General features: G+C 42.8%; 13 protein-coding genes and 1 pseudogene. 3 read left to right on the top strand and 11 right to left on the bottom strand.

Translation table 11 applies throughout. The features are described 5' to 3' along the window. Positions 1 to 235: 235 nt before the first annotated feature. Positions 236 to 349 carry a glycosyltransferase 61 family protein gene (locus CEG13_RS19365; RefSeq protein WP_100012230.1) on the bottom strand — a complete coding sequence of 38 codons (114 nt, stop codon included), beginning with the start codon at positions 347 to 349 and terminating at the stop codon, positions 236 to 238. Between CEG13_RS19365 and CEG13_RS19110 the strand changes: the two are divergent. Beyond that, positions 332 to 504: pseudogene (locus CEG13_RS19110) on the top strand (IS3 family transposase); the annotation flags it as partial. The gene CEG13_RS19365 and the pseudogene CEG13_RS19110 sit on opposite strands and share 18 nt — an antisense overlap. 34 nt (positions 505 to 538) lie before the next feature. Here the strand turns inward: CEG13_RS19110 and CEG13_RS12485 are convergent. From CEG13_RS12485 to CEG13_RS12460, 6 genes are all read right to left on the bottom strand, one after another. Then, a complete protein-coding gene (locus CEG13_RS12485; protein ID WP_100012229.1) occupies positions 539 to 1,795 on the bottom strand; it encodes a glycosyltransferase family 2 protein in 1,257 nt (418 codons plus the stop codon). Between the two features lie 16 nt (positions 1,796 to 1,811). Beyond that, entirely contained in the window at positions 1,812 to 2,735 is a 924-nt protein-coding gene (locus CEG13_RS12480; RefSeq protein ID WP_100012228.1) for an NAD-dependent epimerase/dehydratase family protein, read from the bottom strand. Then, positions 2,719 to 3,558: a dTDP-4-dehydrorhamnose reductase family protein gene (locus CEG13_RS12475; protein ID WP_100012227.1), complete on the bottom strand. Its 840-nt coding sequence runs from the start codon at positions 3,556 to 3,558 to the stop codon at positions 2,719 to 2,721. The genes CEG13_RS12480 and CEG13_RS12475 overlap by 17 nt, the downstream gene beginning before the upstream one ends. After that, positions 3,559 to 4,545 carry a polysaccharide biosynthesis protein gene (locus CEG13_RS12470; protein WP_100012226.1) on the bottom strand — a complete coding sequence of 329 codons (987 nt, stop codon included), beginning with the start codon at positions 4,543 to 4,545 and terminating at the stop codon, positions 3,559 to 3,561. After that, the gene (gene wecB, locus CEG13_RS12465; RefSeq protein WP_100012225.1) at positions 4,538 to 5,629 is read right to left on the bottom strand and encodes a non-hydrolyzing UDP-N-acetylglucosamine 2-epimerase; all 1,092 of its coding nucleotides are present in this window, start codon (positions 5,627 to 5,629) and stop codon (positions 4,538 to 4,540) included. Before wecB ends, CEG13_RS12470 begins: the two co-directional genes overlap by 8 nt. Before the next feature lie 508 nt (positions 5,630 to 6,137). Continuing rightward, positions 6,138 to 6,758 carry a CotY/CotZ family spore coat protein gene (locus CEG13_RS12460; RefSeq protein ID WP_100012224.1) on the bottom strand — a complete coding sequence of 207 codons (621 nt, stop codon included), beginning with the start codon at positions 6,756 to 6,758 and terminating at the stop codon, positions 6,138 to 6,140. An 835-nt stretch (positions 6,759 to 7,593) separates the two neighbouring features. On the opposite strand from CEG13_RS12460, the gene CEG13_RS12455 reads away from it, so the two are divergent. Together CEG13_RS12455 and CEG13_RS12450 are read left to right on the top strand one after the other, a co-directional pair. Further along, positions 7,594 to 8,997, top strand: a complete 1,404-nt coding sequence (locus CEG13_RS12455) for a YfcC family protein (RefSeq protein WP_100012223.1) — start codon at positions 7,594 to 7,596, stop codon at positions 8,995 to 8,997. A 12-nt stretch (positions 8,998 to 9,009) separates the two neighbouring features. Continuing rightward, positions 9,010 to 10,173, top strand: coding sequence for a M20 metallopeptidase family protein (locus CEG13_RS12450; RefSeq protein WP_100012222.1), 1,164 nt, complete (start codon positions 9,010 to 9,012; stop codon positions 10,171 to 10,173). Positions 10,174 to 10,217: 44 nt separating this feature from the next. On the opposite strand, the gene trpA is transcribed toward CEG13_RS12450, so the two are convergent. Genes trpA through trpC form a run of 4 tightly spaced genes read right to left on the bottom strand, consistent with a single transcriptional unit; the run spans position 10,218 to position 13,628 of the window. Continuing rightward, a complete protein-coding gene (trpA, locus tag CEG13_RS12445) occupies positions 10,218 to 11,009 on the bottom strand; it encodes a tryptophan synthase subunit alpha (protein ID WP_100012221.1) in 792 nt (263 codons plus the stop codon). Between the two features lies 1 nt (position 11,010). Continuing rightward, positions 11,011 to 12,207 (bottom strand): tryptophan synthase subunit beta, encoded by a 1,197-nt coding sequence (gene trpB / locus CEG13_RS12440; protein WP_100012220.1) that lies wholly within the window; start codon positions 12,205 to 12,207, stop codon positions 11,011 to 11,013. 5 nt (positions 12,208 to 12,212) lie between these two features. Next, entirely contained in the window at positions 12,213 to 12,833 is a 621-nt protein-coding gene (locus CEG13_RS12435; protein ID WP_100012219.1) for a phosphoribosylanthranilate isomerase, read from the bottom strand. A 3-nt stretch (positions 12,834 to 12,836) separates the two neighbouring features. Then, positions 12,837 to 13,628, bottom strand: a complete 792-nt coding sequence (gene trpC / locus CEG13_RS12430; protein ID WP_100012218.1) for an indole-3-glycerol phosphate synthase TrpC — start codon at positions 13,626 to 13,628, stop codon at positions 12,837 to 12,839. Positions 13,629 to 13,630 lie beyond the last annotated feature (2 nt).

The following is a 13,630-nucleotide window of genomic DNA, read 5'->3' as shown; positions in this document are numbered from 1 at the left end:
GCCCGGCAATTAAACACAATCCTTATCAGGAGGAAATCACACTTGGGGGGGTTATAAGCATGTTGATGGGTGAAGTTAAAGAAACAACCTTTACCATTACAGAATCCATTAAATGTTGGTTAGATGATCAAAACTAAAACCATCGTTTTCGGAATGAAAAGTGTAAGGATATGGAACCGAAAGTGTAATAGTTAGATTCGAAAATGGAATAGTTGGGTCACAAAAGGAGGCGAGGTTAGTAATTAACACCATGGGCAGAGATTATAAAGTTAGCTGAAGAAAAAATGTTAACTTGCTCCTGTATCGATAAAGAACCTAACGTCACTTTTTTGAATCCTTTTTTGGTCATTTAAAGATGAATCTTCTATAAATGTTCCGCATTAGATGAGTTAAAGAAGGAAATCAAACAATATATGATTTATTATAACCATTACAGATACCAATGGAATTTAAAGTAAGATGACCCCTGCTCAATACAGGAATCATCTTCAGAAAGTTTCCTAGACATTTTTAAATTGTTCTTTACAAAGGGTACAGATTAGCCTTTACTAATAAGCTTTTTTAACATCTTAGACCGATAAAGGTTACAAAAATTTGGTTTTAGCTGTTCTAAAAATGTATTATAGCTAATAGGTCCAGCATTTGTTTGAAAAACTTTTTGTTTTGGGAGAGGGGTTAACCCATTCAAAAAAAAGGTAGATACTACATTATCGTACTCAATTTCGCATGAAAGTTTATCGTGTACTTCTACTAAGTTAGAGAGAGAATCCAATGCCTTTGGAAAATAGTCGTAACCATACAATAATGTATATGGTGTATCAGCTGCTTCAATTCCATATTTAAGTGCCTTTTCAAGACCTGCATTGGGATATTTGAAAAAAGCAACCCGAGGATCTGAAATTTCTTTTAGTACGCTAGATGCATTTTCATGTGTAGAAAGATCTAGAATTAATAGCTTATAATTACTATATGACTGTTCAAGAATGTTCTCATATTGAGTAACAACTTTGTCAGAGAATTGTTGAATAGGAAGGATGATTGTTGTTTCGAAAGGAATTCCTCGTCTGTTACGTGCTTGCTGTCTGGCTAAGTTAAATGTATACCGCCAACGTCGATGCTGTTCTATTGAACTTTGTAACTGAGCTGAAATGCTGTGTTGAGATACGGCTCGGTATTCCATAAGTTCAACTGGGATATATTGTATCTCGCAATATTCTGTTAACCGAAGCCAATATTCGTAATCCTCTACCGGCTCCATACGATAGCCGCTGATCATAGCCGCGTATTGCTTCTTATACATGAAAGATGCTCCAATATAACAAAAATCTAAAAGTTTTTCTTTTGGTTTTTCTTGAAATTTTCTAAAGGCTAACAAATCATTATTTAAAATATGATTGCCATGTTCATCGATGTGTCGAAAAGAGCTGTAAACCAATCCGAGTTCCTCTGGTCCTTGCATCAACGCTTCTCTAAATTTTTCTACAAAGTTAGGGAAATAAATATTATCACTAGAAACCCATGTTAGATATTTAATTTCTTTAATTTTCATCAAATAATCAAAGCCTACATTTAATGTTTTTGCTACTCCCTTATTTTTCTCTTTAAGAATAAGGTGTACTCTCTCATCCCCCTTCGTTACATTTTTGATAACAGTAACCGTTTCCGGTGGAGCGCCATCCGAAACGATCACAAAATAATAGTTTTTGAAGCTCTGTTGCAGAATCGATCTTAATGCCGACTCTAAGTAAACAGGATCTTGCTTGTAAACAGGCATAACAATCCCTACATCTTTCATTTAAGCTCACCACTTTTCAATACTTATTTTTCTTACTCTGTCCGGGTATTTGTCTATAAAATTCAAGGATGTCCTTTAAAGAGGATTCCATTGGAATGGTTTGTTTCCAGCCTAATTCCAGGACCTTATTAAGTGGAGTTTCTATCTTTCCTTCTGCCTTATCACTAATTGAGGTTTTCACCTCAAAGTCAACAGGTGTCAGGGTCCTAAATCTTTTTATAACTTCTTCTAATGAATAACTGTGACTGGAAGCGATATCGTAAATTTCCCCCGTTTTCCCTTTTGTTAAAAGAATTTCATAGGCACTTATTACATCCCTTACATCTACAAAATGTCGCCGAGCATTTAGGTTATTTACTTCAAGAATCTTTTCCGCGTTATTTCCCTCCATATCGATGATTTTTTTGGCAAAGATAGAACAAACACCATTTGAGAAACCTGGGCCTATTAAATTCGAGGGCTTAGCGATGACAATATGCATGTCGTATAAATAGGCCCACGATTGTGCGATTACCACCTGAAGTGTTTTACTTATACTATAAGGATGGGTAAGAGTGGATAGGTCAGCTAGGTCAAATTGGAGAGCTGATCCGACAATAATAATTTTACAAGCTAATTTTTCTTGGCGGATAGCCTCAAGTAAATAAGCAGTAGACATACTATTTGCTTCCAAAGATGAAATCGGATCAATCCATGAATGTCCAACGTGGTTTTGACCTGCCAAATGCAGAAGATATTGAGGTTTAGTTTTTTTTACTAGCTTTATTACTTCATCTTTATTAGTAAGATCACAAGACTCTATTTTAATCTCATTATCGGAAAGATTGTTTTTTCTTGTAACGCCTATCACATCAAATCCAGCTTTCAAAAAATAGTTACATGCATGTTGACCTGTAAATCCGCTTGCCCCAGTAATTAATAATTTAGGAGATTGTGTCATTGGATATCATCCAATCTCTTAATGCTGCCAACATCTCATAATAAGAAGGTATCTCATAGCTATAATCGGTTCTTGTGCTTTTAATGGTACGATCAAGTTCTATAGTGTGGTCCTGTATGATCTTCACATCATCTTTTCCAAAAACCTCTTGTATTAATTTTAGTAAAGCATATTTTGAAATTTTAGTTTGTGAACCTAAATGATATAAGCCTGTGACGTTATTTTTGATCATTTCTTCGGTTGCCTTAGCTAATTCAAGTGTTGTTATACCGTTCCATAGCACTTTTTCATACCCCTTAATTTCTCCTGCTTGTTTCATGAACCAGTAAAACAATCCTATGCCCTTATCTTTTAGCTCAGGACCTATAATTGAAGTACGAACGGTCAAATGTTTGTTGCTAATAATTTCCCCTAATTGTTTAGACCGTGCATATACAGAATTTCCATCCGGTATATCATCTTCAGTATAGTCACCTTTATTTCCCAAAAAAACGCAATCTGTACTAATTTGGATTAATTTCCCACCGTAGCGTTCAGTTAACTTTGATAGTTGATGTGGTAATAAGCTGTTTAACTGTAAAGCCACTAAGGGATTGTTAGTGGCATGATCATTTAAAATACCAATACAATTAATAACTATATCAGGCTTTACCGACTCAATTATTTCTTCAACTCTATTCACATCCGTAACATCCATATAAAGACTATTAGCATCCCGTGAATCCCTTGATGTATAAAATACATCATATTCTTGTTTTTGGATGAAATATGACTTCATTACATGTCCAGCCATCCCTTTTCCACCTAGGATCAATAATTTCATTTAGATAAACCCGCCTTTCATGAGCATCGTTTTAATCTCATTCCGATTCATTAAGCCTGTGCCGGAATGATAGCTTTCTAAATTTATAGGTTTATAATTAGAATAATGCTCCTTTAATCCTGGAATGTGAATGGTCGGCAGAATAACATAATATTCCTCATCATAAGCAATCGTTGTTTGGCTTTCATGTTTAGTTAGAAGTAATTCGTTAATTTTTTCTCCGGGTCTAATACCAAGTATTTCAATCTCCACATTTTCTTTATTAGAAGCATCTACTAAAACGTGGGCAAGATCAGCAATCTTACACGCAGGCATCTTCATCACAAAAATCTCTCCGCCTAAACTTTCAAAAGTTGCCTTAAACAATAATTTAATAGCATCCTGAATAGTTAAAAAGAAACGCGTCATATTTGGGTCGGTAATTCCAACCTTTTGTTTTTTTTGAATTTGCCTTTTAAACACATGTATGACACTTCCATTTGTACCTAGAACATTGCCACCACGAATACATACGAATCTTGTATTAGTTTTAAGAGTATTAGCATGTATAATTAATCTCTCGCCCATCGCCTTTGATAGACCGTAGAAATTTGTAGGATCAGCAGCTTTGTCTGTGGAAATATGCACCACTTTATGAACATTACAGGCTATAGCTGCATCTATCACATTCTGTGTTCCTACAACGTTAGTTTTTAATGCTTCAATTGGCTGATCTTCACACACTGGGACATGCTTTAGCGCTGCCAAATGAAAAATAAAATCAACGTCGTGACATGCTTCGATTAATGCATCCTTTTCTTTAATGTCGCCAATAATAAAATGTACTTTTGGATGGCTGCTAAATTCCTGTTTCATGGTAAATTGGTTCGATTCATTTCTTGTAAAAATGCGAATCTCTTTTGGATTTTCTTTTAATAGCTGCCTAACCAATTCATAGCCCCAAGAACCTGTACCACCCGTCACTAGAATAGTTTGATTACTAAACAACTTTTATACCTCCCAATATTATTTTAATGACTTTGTCTGAAACATTTTTGTGATTATATCCTTCCGGAATAGACCAAGTTTTTGGTTGATTTGTCATTACCTTAACTGAATTTACAATTTGATTTGCATTGATGCCCGATAACATATTACTCCCACACTCAATCGTTTCTGGTCTTTCAGTTGTTTTGCGAATGGTTACAGTAGGAATATGAAACAAACAACATTCTTCCTGTACTGTCCCACTATCTGTTAGTACACAAAAAGAGTTTTTCTCCAGTTTCACAAAATCAAAGAACCCAAGCGGCTCATAAAATTCTACTAATGGATGAACCTTTAATTTTGAACTGCTTTCGATCCTTGACTTAGTACGGGGATGAATGCTGCATATAATTCTCCTTTTGTATGTTTCAGCAAGAATATTAATCCCCTCCATAATTTCCAGCAAACGATCTTCATGATCAACATTTTCTGCTCGATGTGATGTAACTAAAAAGTATTGACCTTTTGTTAATGAAAATTTTTCTAATATATCACTTTTTTCAATTTCATTTTTAAAATGGTCCAAAATCTCATATATCGGATTTCCGGATACAATAATTCGATTCCTAGGGATGCCTTCATTTATTAAATTCTCTTTACTTTGAGGGGTGTAGGGCAAATTAAAACTTGAAATGGCATCAATAATACGTCGGTTTTTTTCTTCCGGTACTTCAAGGTCAAAACATCTGTTTCCAGCTTCCATATGGAAAACAGGAATCCCCATTCGTTCCGCTAAGACTGCACTTAACCCACTATTCGTATCTCCTAGTATCAGAACTTTATCAGGTTTTTCTTTTAAGAAAATACTTTCAAGACTTTTATACATCGTGGATAATTGTTCTCCTAAAGATTGTTGATGGTTTGACAATACATAATCAGGGGTTCTAATCTTTAATTGCTTGAAGAATACATCACTTAATGAGGAGGTAGAATTTTGGCCAGTATGCACTAGAATATGGTCATCAGTATACTTGTTTAGTTTCTGTATAATAAGGCTTAAACGTATAATTTCAGGACGTGTTCCTAATATGGTCATCACTTTCACAGTCATTCCTCCTACTTGTGTTTAAAATATCTTATTCTAAAGGGTAAAAAGGGTAAGGGTGATTGTCTGAAAGCAAACACCTATTTATATAAATTCTTTAAAAAAACCCTGCCCTTGGAGGCAACTGACCTGTATAAATTCACGGAAAACCAACTTATTTTGCCTGAAGGCTTTTTCTGCCATTTGGCGGTAAATGAAATGAAAACAGTTACCGGGTGATCCTCGCCGGTATCATCCCATGGTGGAAATTGGAAGAAGACTATGCCAAGACGATGCAACCAACCATGCAAGAACAACGGGCGTTTAGTGTACGCCTAGCATTTGGAGCATTGGAATGCATGTTATCGGTGGCTGATATTTCAAACTTAAATCGGAAAAAGACAATCCCGGATATCAACATTAGAGTGAGGAAATCATCCGAAGTCGAGCAGATACAGAGGCATGAAAAACGGCCGAGTCTTCAAACACGGCCATCTTCCATATTTTCAATAAATCGTGCACCTGAAAATTAATCGTGATGATGGTAGTCATCGTCATCCATATCATAATAGAAATCTTCTGAAGGAAGCGGGCGAATTGGATTGAGGCAGGTTATCCCAATAAAGTCAGATAAATCGGCCGTCAGACATATGCCTGTTGCCTGAAAATCACACACAGGGTCATCCTCCGGGAAAAAGGCGGAAATGGTATCCGTCTTATTTATTTTTGGCATGTAGACGCCGCATTTTTTTGTCACCGGCAGCAGCAATTCCAGCCTCGCGCAGCAATCACTGTCACCCGCAAACTTCTTTACCCGGAAGATCGGTGTTTCCACACTTCCGAAAAAACTTCCTTTCTTGCCTTTTGGTGCCTGAAAGACCCCACTGCCAATAAACGGGTCACAGCTTCCGTGACAATATAGAATAAATGGAATGGTGTTGTTTCGGGGGCCCCCAAAAGCGTTCCCGACGCCTTTCAATTGCTGGATCGACTGGTTGCAGCTCGTGGAACAGTAATTGTCTTCCTGTTCATCCTGTGCTGTAGCGATACGTTTCACCACGTCGCATACGCATTCTTTGTCATGGCGGTCTTTGTCATGGCAGCCTTTATCATGGCAGCTTTTGTTATAATTTCGCTTCTTATTACTCATAGCATCACTCCTCCTTAGTTCTTTGTCTTTCTTTAGTAATGTATGAGATTCCTGTTTTCGTGGGTGGTTACTTGTCTATTTTTATAGAAAATGAGCAAGTTGTCCCGATTTGCTGGCAAAAATGTGCAGAAGTATTAAGAGATTCGCCGCCCCTTGTGTGCCAATATGCTGCATACTTATGCTATATATTGATATAAGCTTGTTGAATGTTGATTAAAAGAGAAACCTATTCGGTCTATTGCCTATTAATTGGCAGCAAACCCACTGTTATCAATAAATGTGCGCTTGTACAGGTACAGGAATCTATTCAATATAAAACCCCTCAGCATATACCGTAGTGTAAGGAAGTTTTCAAGACGAATTGTTGAAAGAGAAGAAGACTTCTTTTTAAAAAATTTTAGGAGGTAAGTTAGATTAATCAAGCTGGAGTCAACACGAAAACCAAAGGGCAATAAACAAAAGCAACCCATGCCATGATTTTTTACCTGAATGGTGGGTCAGCCAACACCCGCCATTCAACTTTTCCACCATTGTTATTACTCCTTTCTTTGAACGGATAACAGGAGAGGAAGCTGTTTCCTCTTCATCACCGAAACGAGAGCCTGGAACGTTAGAAAGCCTGGCTTATCGGCAGCAAAGCTAAAAATGACTCCAGCCCATACTGGAGTCATTTTTAGTATGTTGACTAAGTTGTCGGATCGTTCACAGAGGTTTTATTCATATTTTTTCTGCTAAAGCTATTTCTACTCTGTCGCATACTATTCAATGAAAAAGCAAATTGCGCTCACACTGAATTTCCGATATAATTGACTCCTATTTAGAGGGAGGATTTATCATGGCAGCTAATGAAAATAAACAAAAAAAGAAAAAGTTCGAATTCCCTCATGTGTTTGTCATCCTGTTTGGAATTATAATTGCAGCGGCAATTTTCACCTATTTTATTCCTGCAGGAGAGTATGAGCGGGAAGTCAATGAAGCAGGAACAGAGACCGTAGTTGATGGTACATATACAGAAGTGGAAAAAAACCCACTTGGCTTTTTTGAGCTGTTTCAGTCGATTCACGCCGGTATGGTGGACGGAGCGGCAATTATCTTCTTTATCTTTATTGTTGGCGGAGCGTTTGGCATATTAAACGCAACCAATGCCTTGCAGGGAGCGTTTGGCTCGCTTTCGAGAATTCTGGCAGGCCGGGAGTTACTGCTTATTCCCATCACAATGACAGCCTTTGCTCTTGGCGGGGCGACCTTTGGGATGGCGGAGGAGACGATCCCATTCATTTTAATTCTCGTGCCGATCGCGCTGATGGTTGGTTTTGACTCGCTGGTAGGAACTGCAATGGTCCTTGTCGGTGTGTATGCGGGGTTCACCGCAGCATTCATGAACCCGTTTACGGTGGGGGTGGCTCATGGTATTGCCGGCTTGCCGACATTTTCCGGTATGGGTGTCCGTATGGTCTTTTTCGTTATCTTTCTCGCTGTCAGCATTTTGTATGTGATGCTGTATGCACGGAAAATCAAAAAAGATCCGACGAAAAGTATTGTTTATGAGGATGATCAGAAACGAACAGACAAGCTGGATTTAGCGGATCAGCCTTCGATGACTAAGCGGCAGGGGTTGATCATCGTTGTGCTGCTGCTTACGATTGTTGGACTCGCACTGGGAGTAACATTAGAAGGATGGTACATGCAAGAGATTGCCGGGCTATTTTTCTTGATGGGGATTGTCATCGGCCTGATTGCGAAAATGCGATTAAATGAGATGGCCGAGTCCTTCCTGAAAGGCTGTGAGGATCTTGTTCTCGGAGCCCTAGTTGTCGGTTTTGCTTACGGCATCTTAGTGGTACTGCAGGACACCAATACGATTGATACAATTCTATACGGGATTTCTTCGGTTGTAGCGGGCTTGCCGTCAAGCATGGCAGCACTTGGGATGTTTGCCACACAGAGTATGCTGAACTTCCTTGTCCCATCGGGAAGCGGACAGGCAGCACTGAGTATGCCGATCATGGCACCGCTCGCCGATCTGCTGGGTGTGCACAGACAGACGGCTGTGCTGGCCTTTCAATTCGGTGACGGCATCTCGAATATTTTAACCCCGACGGCAGGTGTTCTGATGGCGGCTCTCGCCCTTGCTAAGATTTCCTGGATTAAATGGTTAAAATGGGTATGGCCGTTGATTCTGATCTGGTACGCAATGGGGGCTGTATTCGTGACAATAGCCCATATGTTTATTTGGTAGGAGGAATCCGATATGACAAAACATCTTTTTGACAGACTGGAGGAAATTTATCCGGAAATGGTGGACTTCCGCAGAGATCTTCATATGTATCCGGAACTGTCGCATCAGGAAGTGAAAACACCGGAAAAAATCGCTGCATTTTTGCGTGAATTGGGCATTGAGGTGGAAACAGGCATTGGCGGCAGAGGAGTCGTTGGCAGATTGGAAGGCGGCAAACCTGGGCGGACCGTGGCATTGCGTGCGGACTTTGACGCTCTGCCGATTCAGGAGGAAAATGAAGTGGATTATGCTTCACGCATCCCTGGTGTGATGCATGCCTGTGGTCATGATTTGCATACGGCGACGCTTTTGGGTGTGGCCAAAGTTCTCAGTGAGAGACGCGACGAGGTGCCGGGCACAGTTTTATTTGTCCATCAATTTGCAGAGGAAGCAACTCCTGGCGGGGCCAAGTCGATGATCGAGGACGGCTGCCTGGGAGGAGCGGATGTGATTTATGGTGCGCATGTGATGGCCGGAGAAGAACTTGGCACCGCTAAGGTCAGGCCCGGTTATTTTTCCTCGGCACAGGATGACTTTTTTATCACGATCCATGGAAAAGGCGGGCATGGCTCTGAACCGCATCTGACGGTAGATCCGCTGGTAACCGGCAGCCAGCTTGTCGTCAACCTGCAGCAGATTGTCAGCCGGCGGGTGAGCCCGCAAAGCGCTGCTGCTGTCACTGTTGGCTCCTTTGTGAGCGGGGGAGCGACCAATGTTATCCCGGATAAAGCGGTGATTAAAGGAACGGTCCGTACGTATGATGCTCATTCCCGAGCCGTGATTCAGCAGGCGATGGAGCAAATTGTCCGTTCCACCTGTGAAGCTGCTGGGGCGGAAGTGGAATTGGAGTATGTGCAGGACTGCCCGTCGATCTGGAATGATCCAGAAGAAACAAAGAAAGTTGATAAAAAGGCAGCTGCACTGTTCGGAGAGGAAAAAGTAAACCGAACCGAGCCAATGATGGGAAGCGAGGACTTCGCTTTTTACCAGCAGTCATTGCCGGGCGTTTATTTTACCATTGGCGGGAAAATCGCGGAAAGCGGAGAAGCCTATCCGCACCATCACCCAAAATTCCAAGTGGATGAGCGGGCAATGATTAATATTGGTAAAATGTTTATTGAGCTTGTTTGTAAATAAGCAAAAGGCACGTATCGGAGGGGAGAGCCGATACGTGCCTTTTTTTAGCTTCCAACTTTGGCTTGCAAACTATCTTTGATTAACGCTTTGACGGTTTCTGTTTCCCCGCGGTGCAGCAGATCCACGATCCGGCTCCCGACAATTACGCCGTCTGAGTGGCTGCTGAGTTCCCGGGCCTGCTCGGCAGTGGACACACCAAATCCTGCCAGTACAGGCACCGGACTGTTTTCTTTCAGTGTCTGCAAGTATGCCTTCACCTCGTCATCATGGGTGGTACGGGCGCCGGTCGTGCCGGTGACAGAGACTGCATATAAGAAGCCCTCTGACGCTTTAGCGAGTTTCTTCAGGCGGTCCGGTGTGCTTGTCATTGCTGCGAGTCGGATAAACGCGATTTCGCGCTGGGTGAGCGGCTGCGCCAAGATCGTCTCTTCTTCCATCGGCAAATCCGGGATAATCACACCGTCCACTCCTGCATCCCGGCAATCCGCCGCAAACTTTTCCGGACCATAATTTAAAATCGGATTAAAATAGGTCATTAAAATCACCGGGATCGTCCGTGTTTCGCTGAACTTCTGCAGTCTTTTCAGCACACCGGCCAAGGTGGTGCCGTTTTCCCGTGAACGGATGCCTGCTTCCTGTATCGTCGGCCCGTCAGCAACCGGGTCGGAAAACGGGATGCCCAGTTCAATCGCCGCTGCCCCGCATTCCTGCAAAAAGCTGATCCGTTCTTCCAGCTGTTCCAGTCCTCCATCTCCTGCCATGATATAGGGAACAAACAAGTTTTCTCCTGCTTGCTGTTTTTCCCGAAATGCCTGGTTGATTCGCTCTTTTCCCATCTTAGTTCCCCTCCAGTCGGTCTTTTACTTGCTCCACATCTTTGTCGCCGCGGCCGGACAAACAAATAACCAGTGACTCGTCCTTGTTCATTTTCGCCGCCAGTTTTCCTGCATAGGCCACAGCATGTGCGCTCTCCAGCGCAGGGATGATGCCCTCTGTTTTTGATAAAAGCTGGAAGGCTTTCAGTGCTTCCTCATCCGTAATCGATTGGTAGGTGACGCGCCCGTTATCCTTCAGATGGCTGTGCTCTGGACCCACGCCGGGATAATCCAGTCCGGCCGAGATGGAGAATGCCTCCTGGATTTGTCCGTCACTATCCTGCAGCAGATGACTTAAAGCACCGTGAAGCACGCCAATATTTCCGCTTGAAAGGGTGGCAGCATGCTGGCCGGTTTCCACTCCAGCTCCGCCAGCTTCCACGCCATACAAGCGTACCGATTCTTCCTGGATAAATGGATAAAACATTCCCATCGCATTGCTGCCGCCGCCCACACAGGCAACCACAGCATCCGGGAGTTTTCCGCTTTGCTCCAGTGCCTGCCGTTTTGTTTCCTCACCAATCACCGACTGAAAATCGCGCACCATTTTTGGAAACGGATGCGGGCCGACAACCGAACCGATGATGTAGTGGGTGTCATTGACATGGCTCACCCAGTAGCGCAGTGCTTCATTGACAGCATCCTTTAATGTCCCGCTTCCTTGGGAAACACTGCGGACCTCAGCGCCAAGTAGTTCCATGCGAAATACATTCAGCTTCTGCCGGCGGATATCCTCTTCACCCATGAATACGACACATTCCAGATCCATTAGGGCACAAACCGTAGCAGTGGCTACCCCATGCTGGCCGGCGCCTGTTTCTGCAACAACCTTTTTCTTGCCCATCCTTTTTGTTAAAAGTGCCTGGCCGATGGTGTTGTTGATTTTGTGCGCACCGGTATGATTCAGATCCTCCCGTTTGAGGTAGATGTCCGGGCCGCCAAATTTTTTCGATAAACCCTCAGCATAATAAAGCGGGGTCTCGCGGCCGACATATTGCTTCAGCAGTTCATCCAATTCCTGGATAAACGCCGGATCCTGTATAGCTTCCTCATAGGCTTTTTCCAATTCAATTACGGCAGGCATCAGCAATTCCGGAACAAACCGGCCGCCAAAACTGCCATATCTTCCTGTGCTGTCAGGCATGGTATATGTGGTCAATTGTCTCATCCTTTCATTTTGGTGTTCGTGTGCTTTGCTTGATCGATAAACCGCCTGATTTTCTCGTGATCTTTTTCTCCATTGGTTTCCACGCCGCTGGAAACGTCAACACAGGCAGGGTTCGCCTGGTTGATCGCCTCTTGGATATTCTCCGGGTTCAGTCCGCCGGCGAGAATTAGTTTCTGTTTGTCGAGCTGCAGACTGTTCAGCATCTGCCAGTCGAACGTCGTGCCGTTTCCGCCGCGGTTCTTTCCAAACGGACTGTCAACCAGGTAGAAATCGCTTGGGTAGTCAGGCAGGTCGGCCAGTTTTGCCGGATCTGCCGGGAATGCTTTGATGGTCGGATATGGCAGCTGTTCAATCATTTCTGCCGGCTCATCCCCGTGTAACTGAAGGACGTCCAAGCCGACCTGTTCCGCAGTTTCTATCATTTGTTCAAGATCCTCATTGACAAATACGCCAACCTTCCGTACAGAAGAAGGAAGGGAAGCAGCGATGGTGGCAGCCTTTTCCGGTGTGATTTGCCGCTTGCTTGGTGCAAATACAAAGCCGATAAAATCCGCTCCGGCTTCTGAGGCCGCTTTAGCTGCCTCCCTGGTTGTGATTCCGCAAATTTTAACGAGCATAGATTATTCCGCTCCTTTCACAGGAAAAGCCACCTGTAATTCGTTGAAAGTCGCAGGCAGGTCCGGTGAGCGCATCAATGTTTCACCGATAAGCACGGCATTTGCCCCAGCTTCCTGCACACGTACGACATCGCTTCGCTGCTTTATCCCGCTTTCACTGACAATGATCGTATCTTGATTGGTCTCAAGGGCGATGGTAGCCAGTTTATTGGTTGTCATTAAATCCACCTGGAAAGTTTTCAGATCCCGGTTGTTGATTCCAATAATCTCCGGGTTTAATTCAAGGACGCGTTCCAATTCTTCTTCGTTGTGTACCTCACAAATTACTTCCAGCTCCAAAGAGACAGCTTCTTCATACAGATCCCGTAGCTGTTCATCAGATAATGCCGCAGCAATCAGGAGAGCAACCTGAGCCCCTGCTGCTTTTGTCCGCTGCAGTTGCATCGGGTCAATGATGAAATCTTTGCATAGTATTGGCAGATCGACCGCTTCTCTCACTGCCTGCAAATCTTCCATCGACCCCTGGAAAAACGCCTTATCGGTCAGGACGGAAATCGCCGATGCCCCGGCTGATTCATAGATTTTTGCCTGTGTTGCCGGATCGACTGCCATATCGATCGCACCCTTCGATGGGGAGGCGCGTTTGATCTCCGCGATGATCGGCATTTTGTTTGCCTTCAGGACTGTTTCTTTAAAAGAAGGTACGGTTTTTCCCGGTACAGCTGTAAAACGCTGCCCCTGAAGTTCGGCCACTTCTTTTTGTTTTTCGGCTAAAATAGTATCAAGTATGGTCATTT

This window comes from Lentibacillus sediminis, assembly GCF_002763455.1.
Taxonomy (GTDB): Bacteria; Bacillota; Bacilli; order Bacillales; family Amphibacillaceae; genus Lentibacillus_D; species Lentibacillus_D sediminis_A.
Note: the sequence above shows the minus strand (reverse complement) of the source record. Positions and strands in the feature narration are given on the sequence as shown.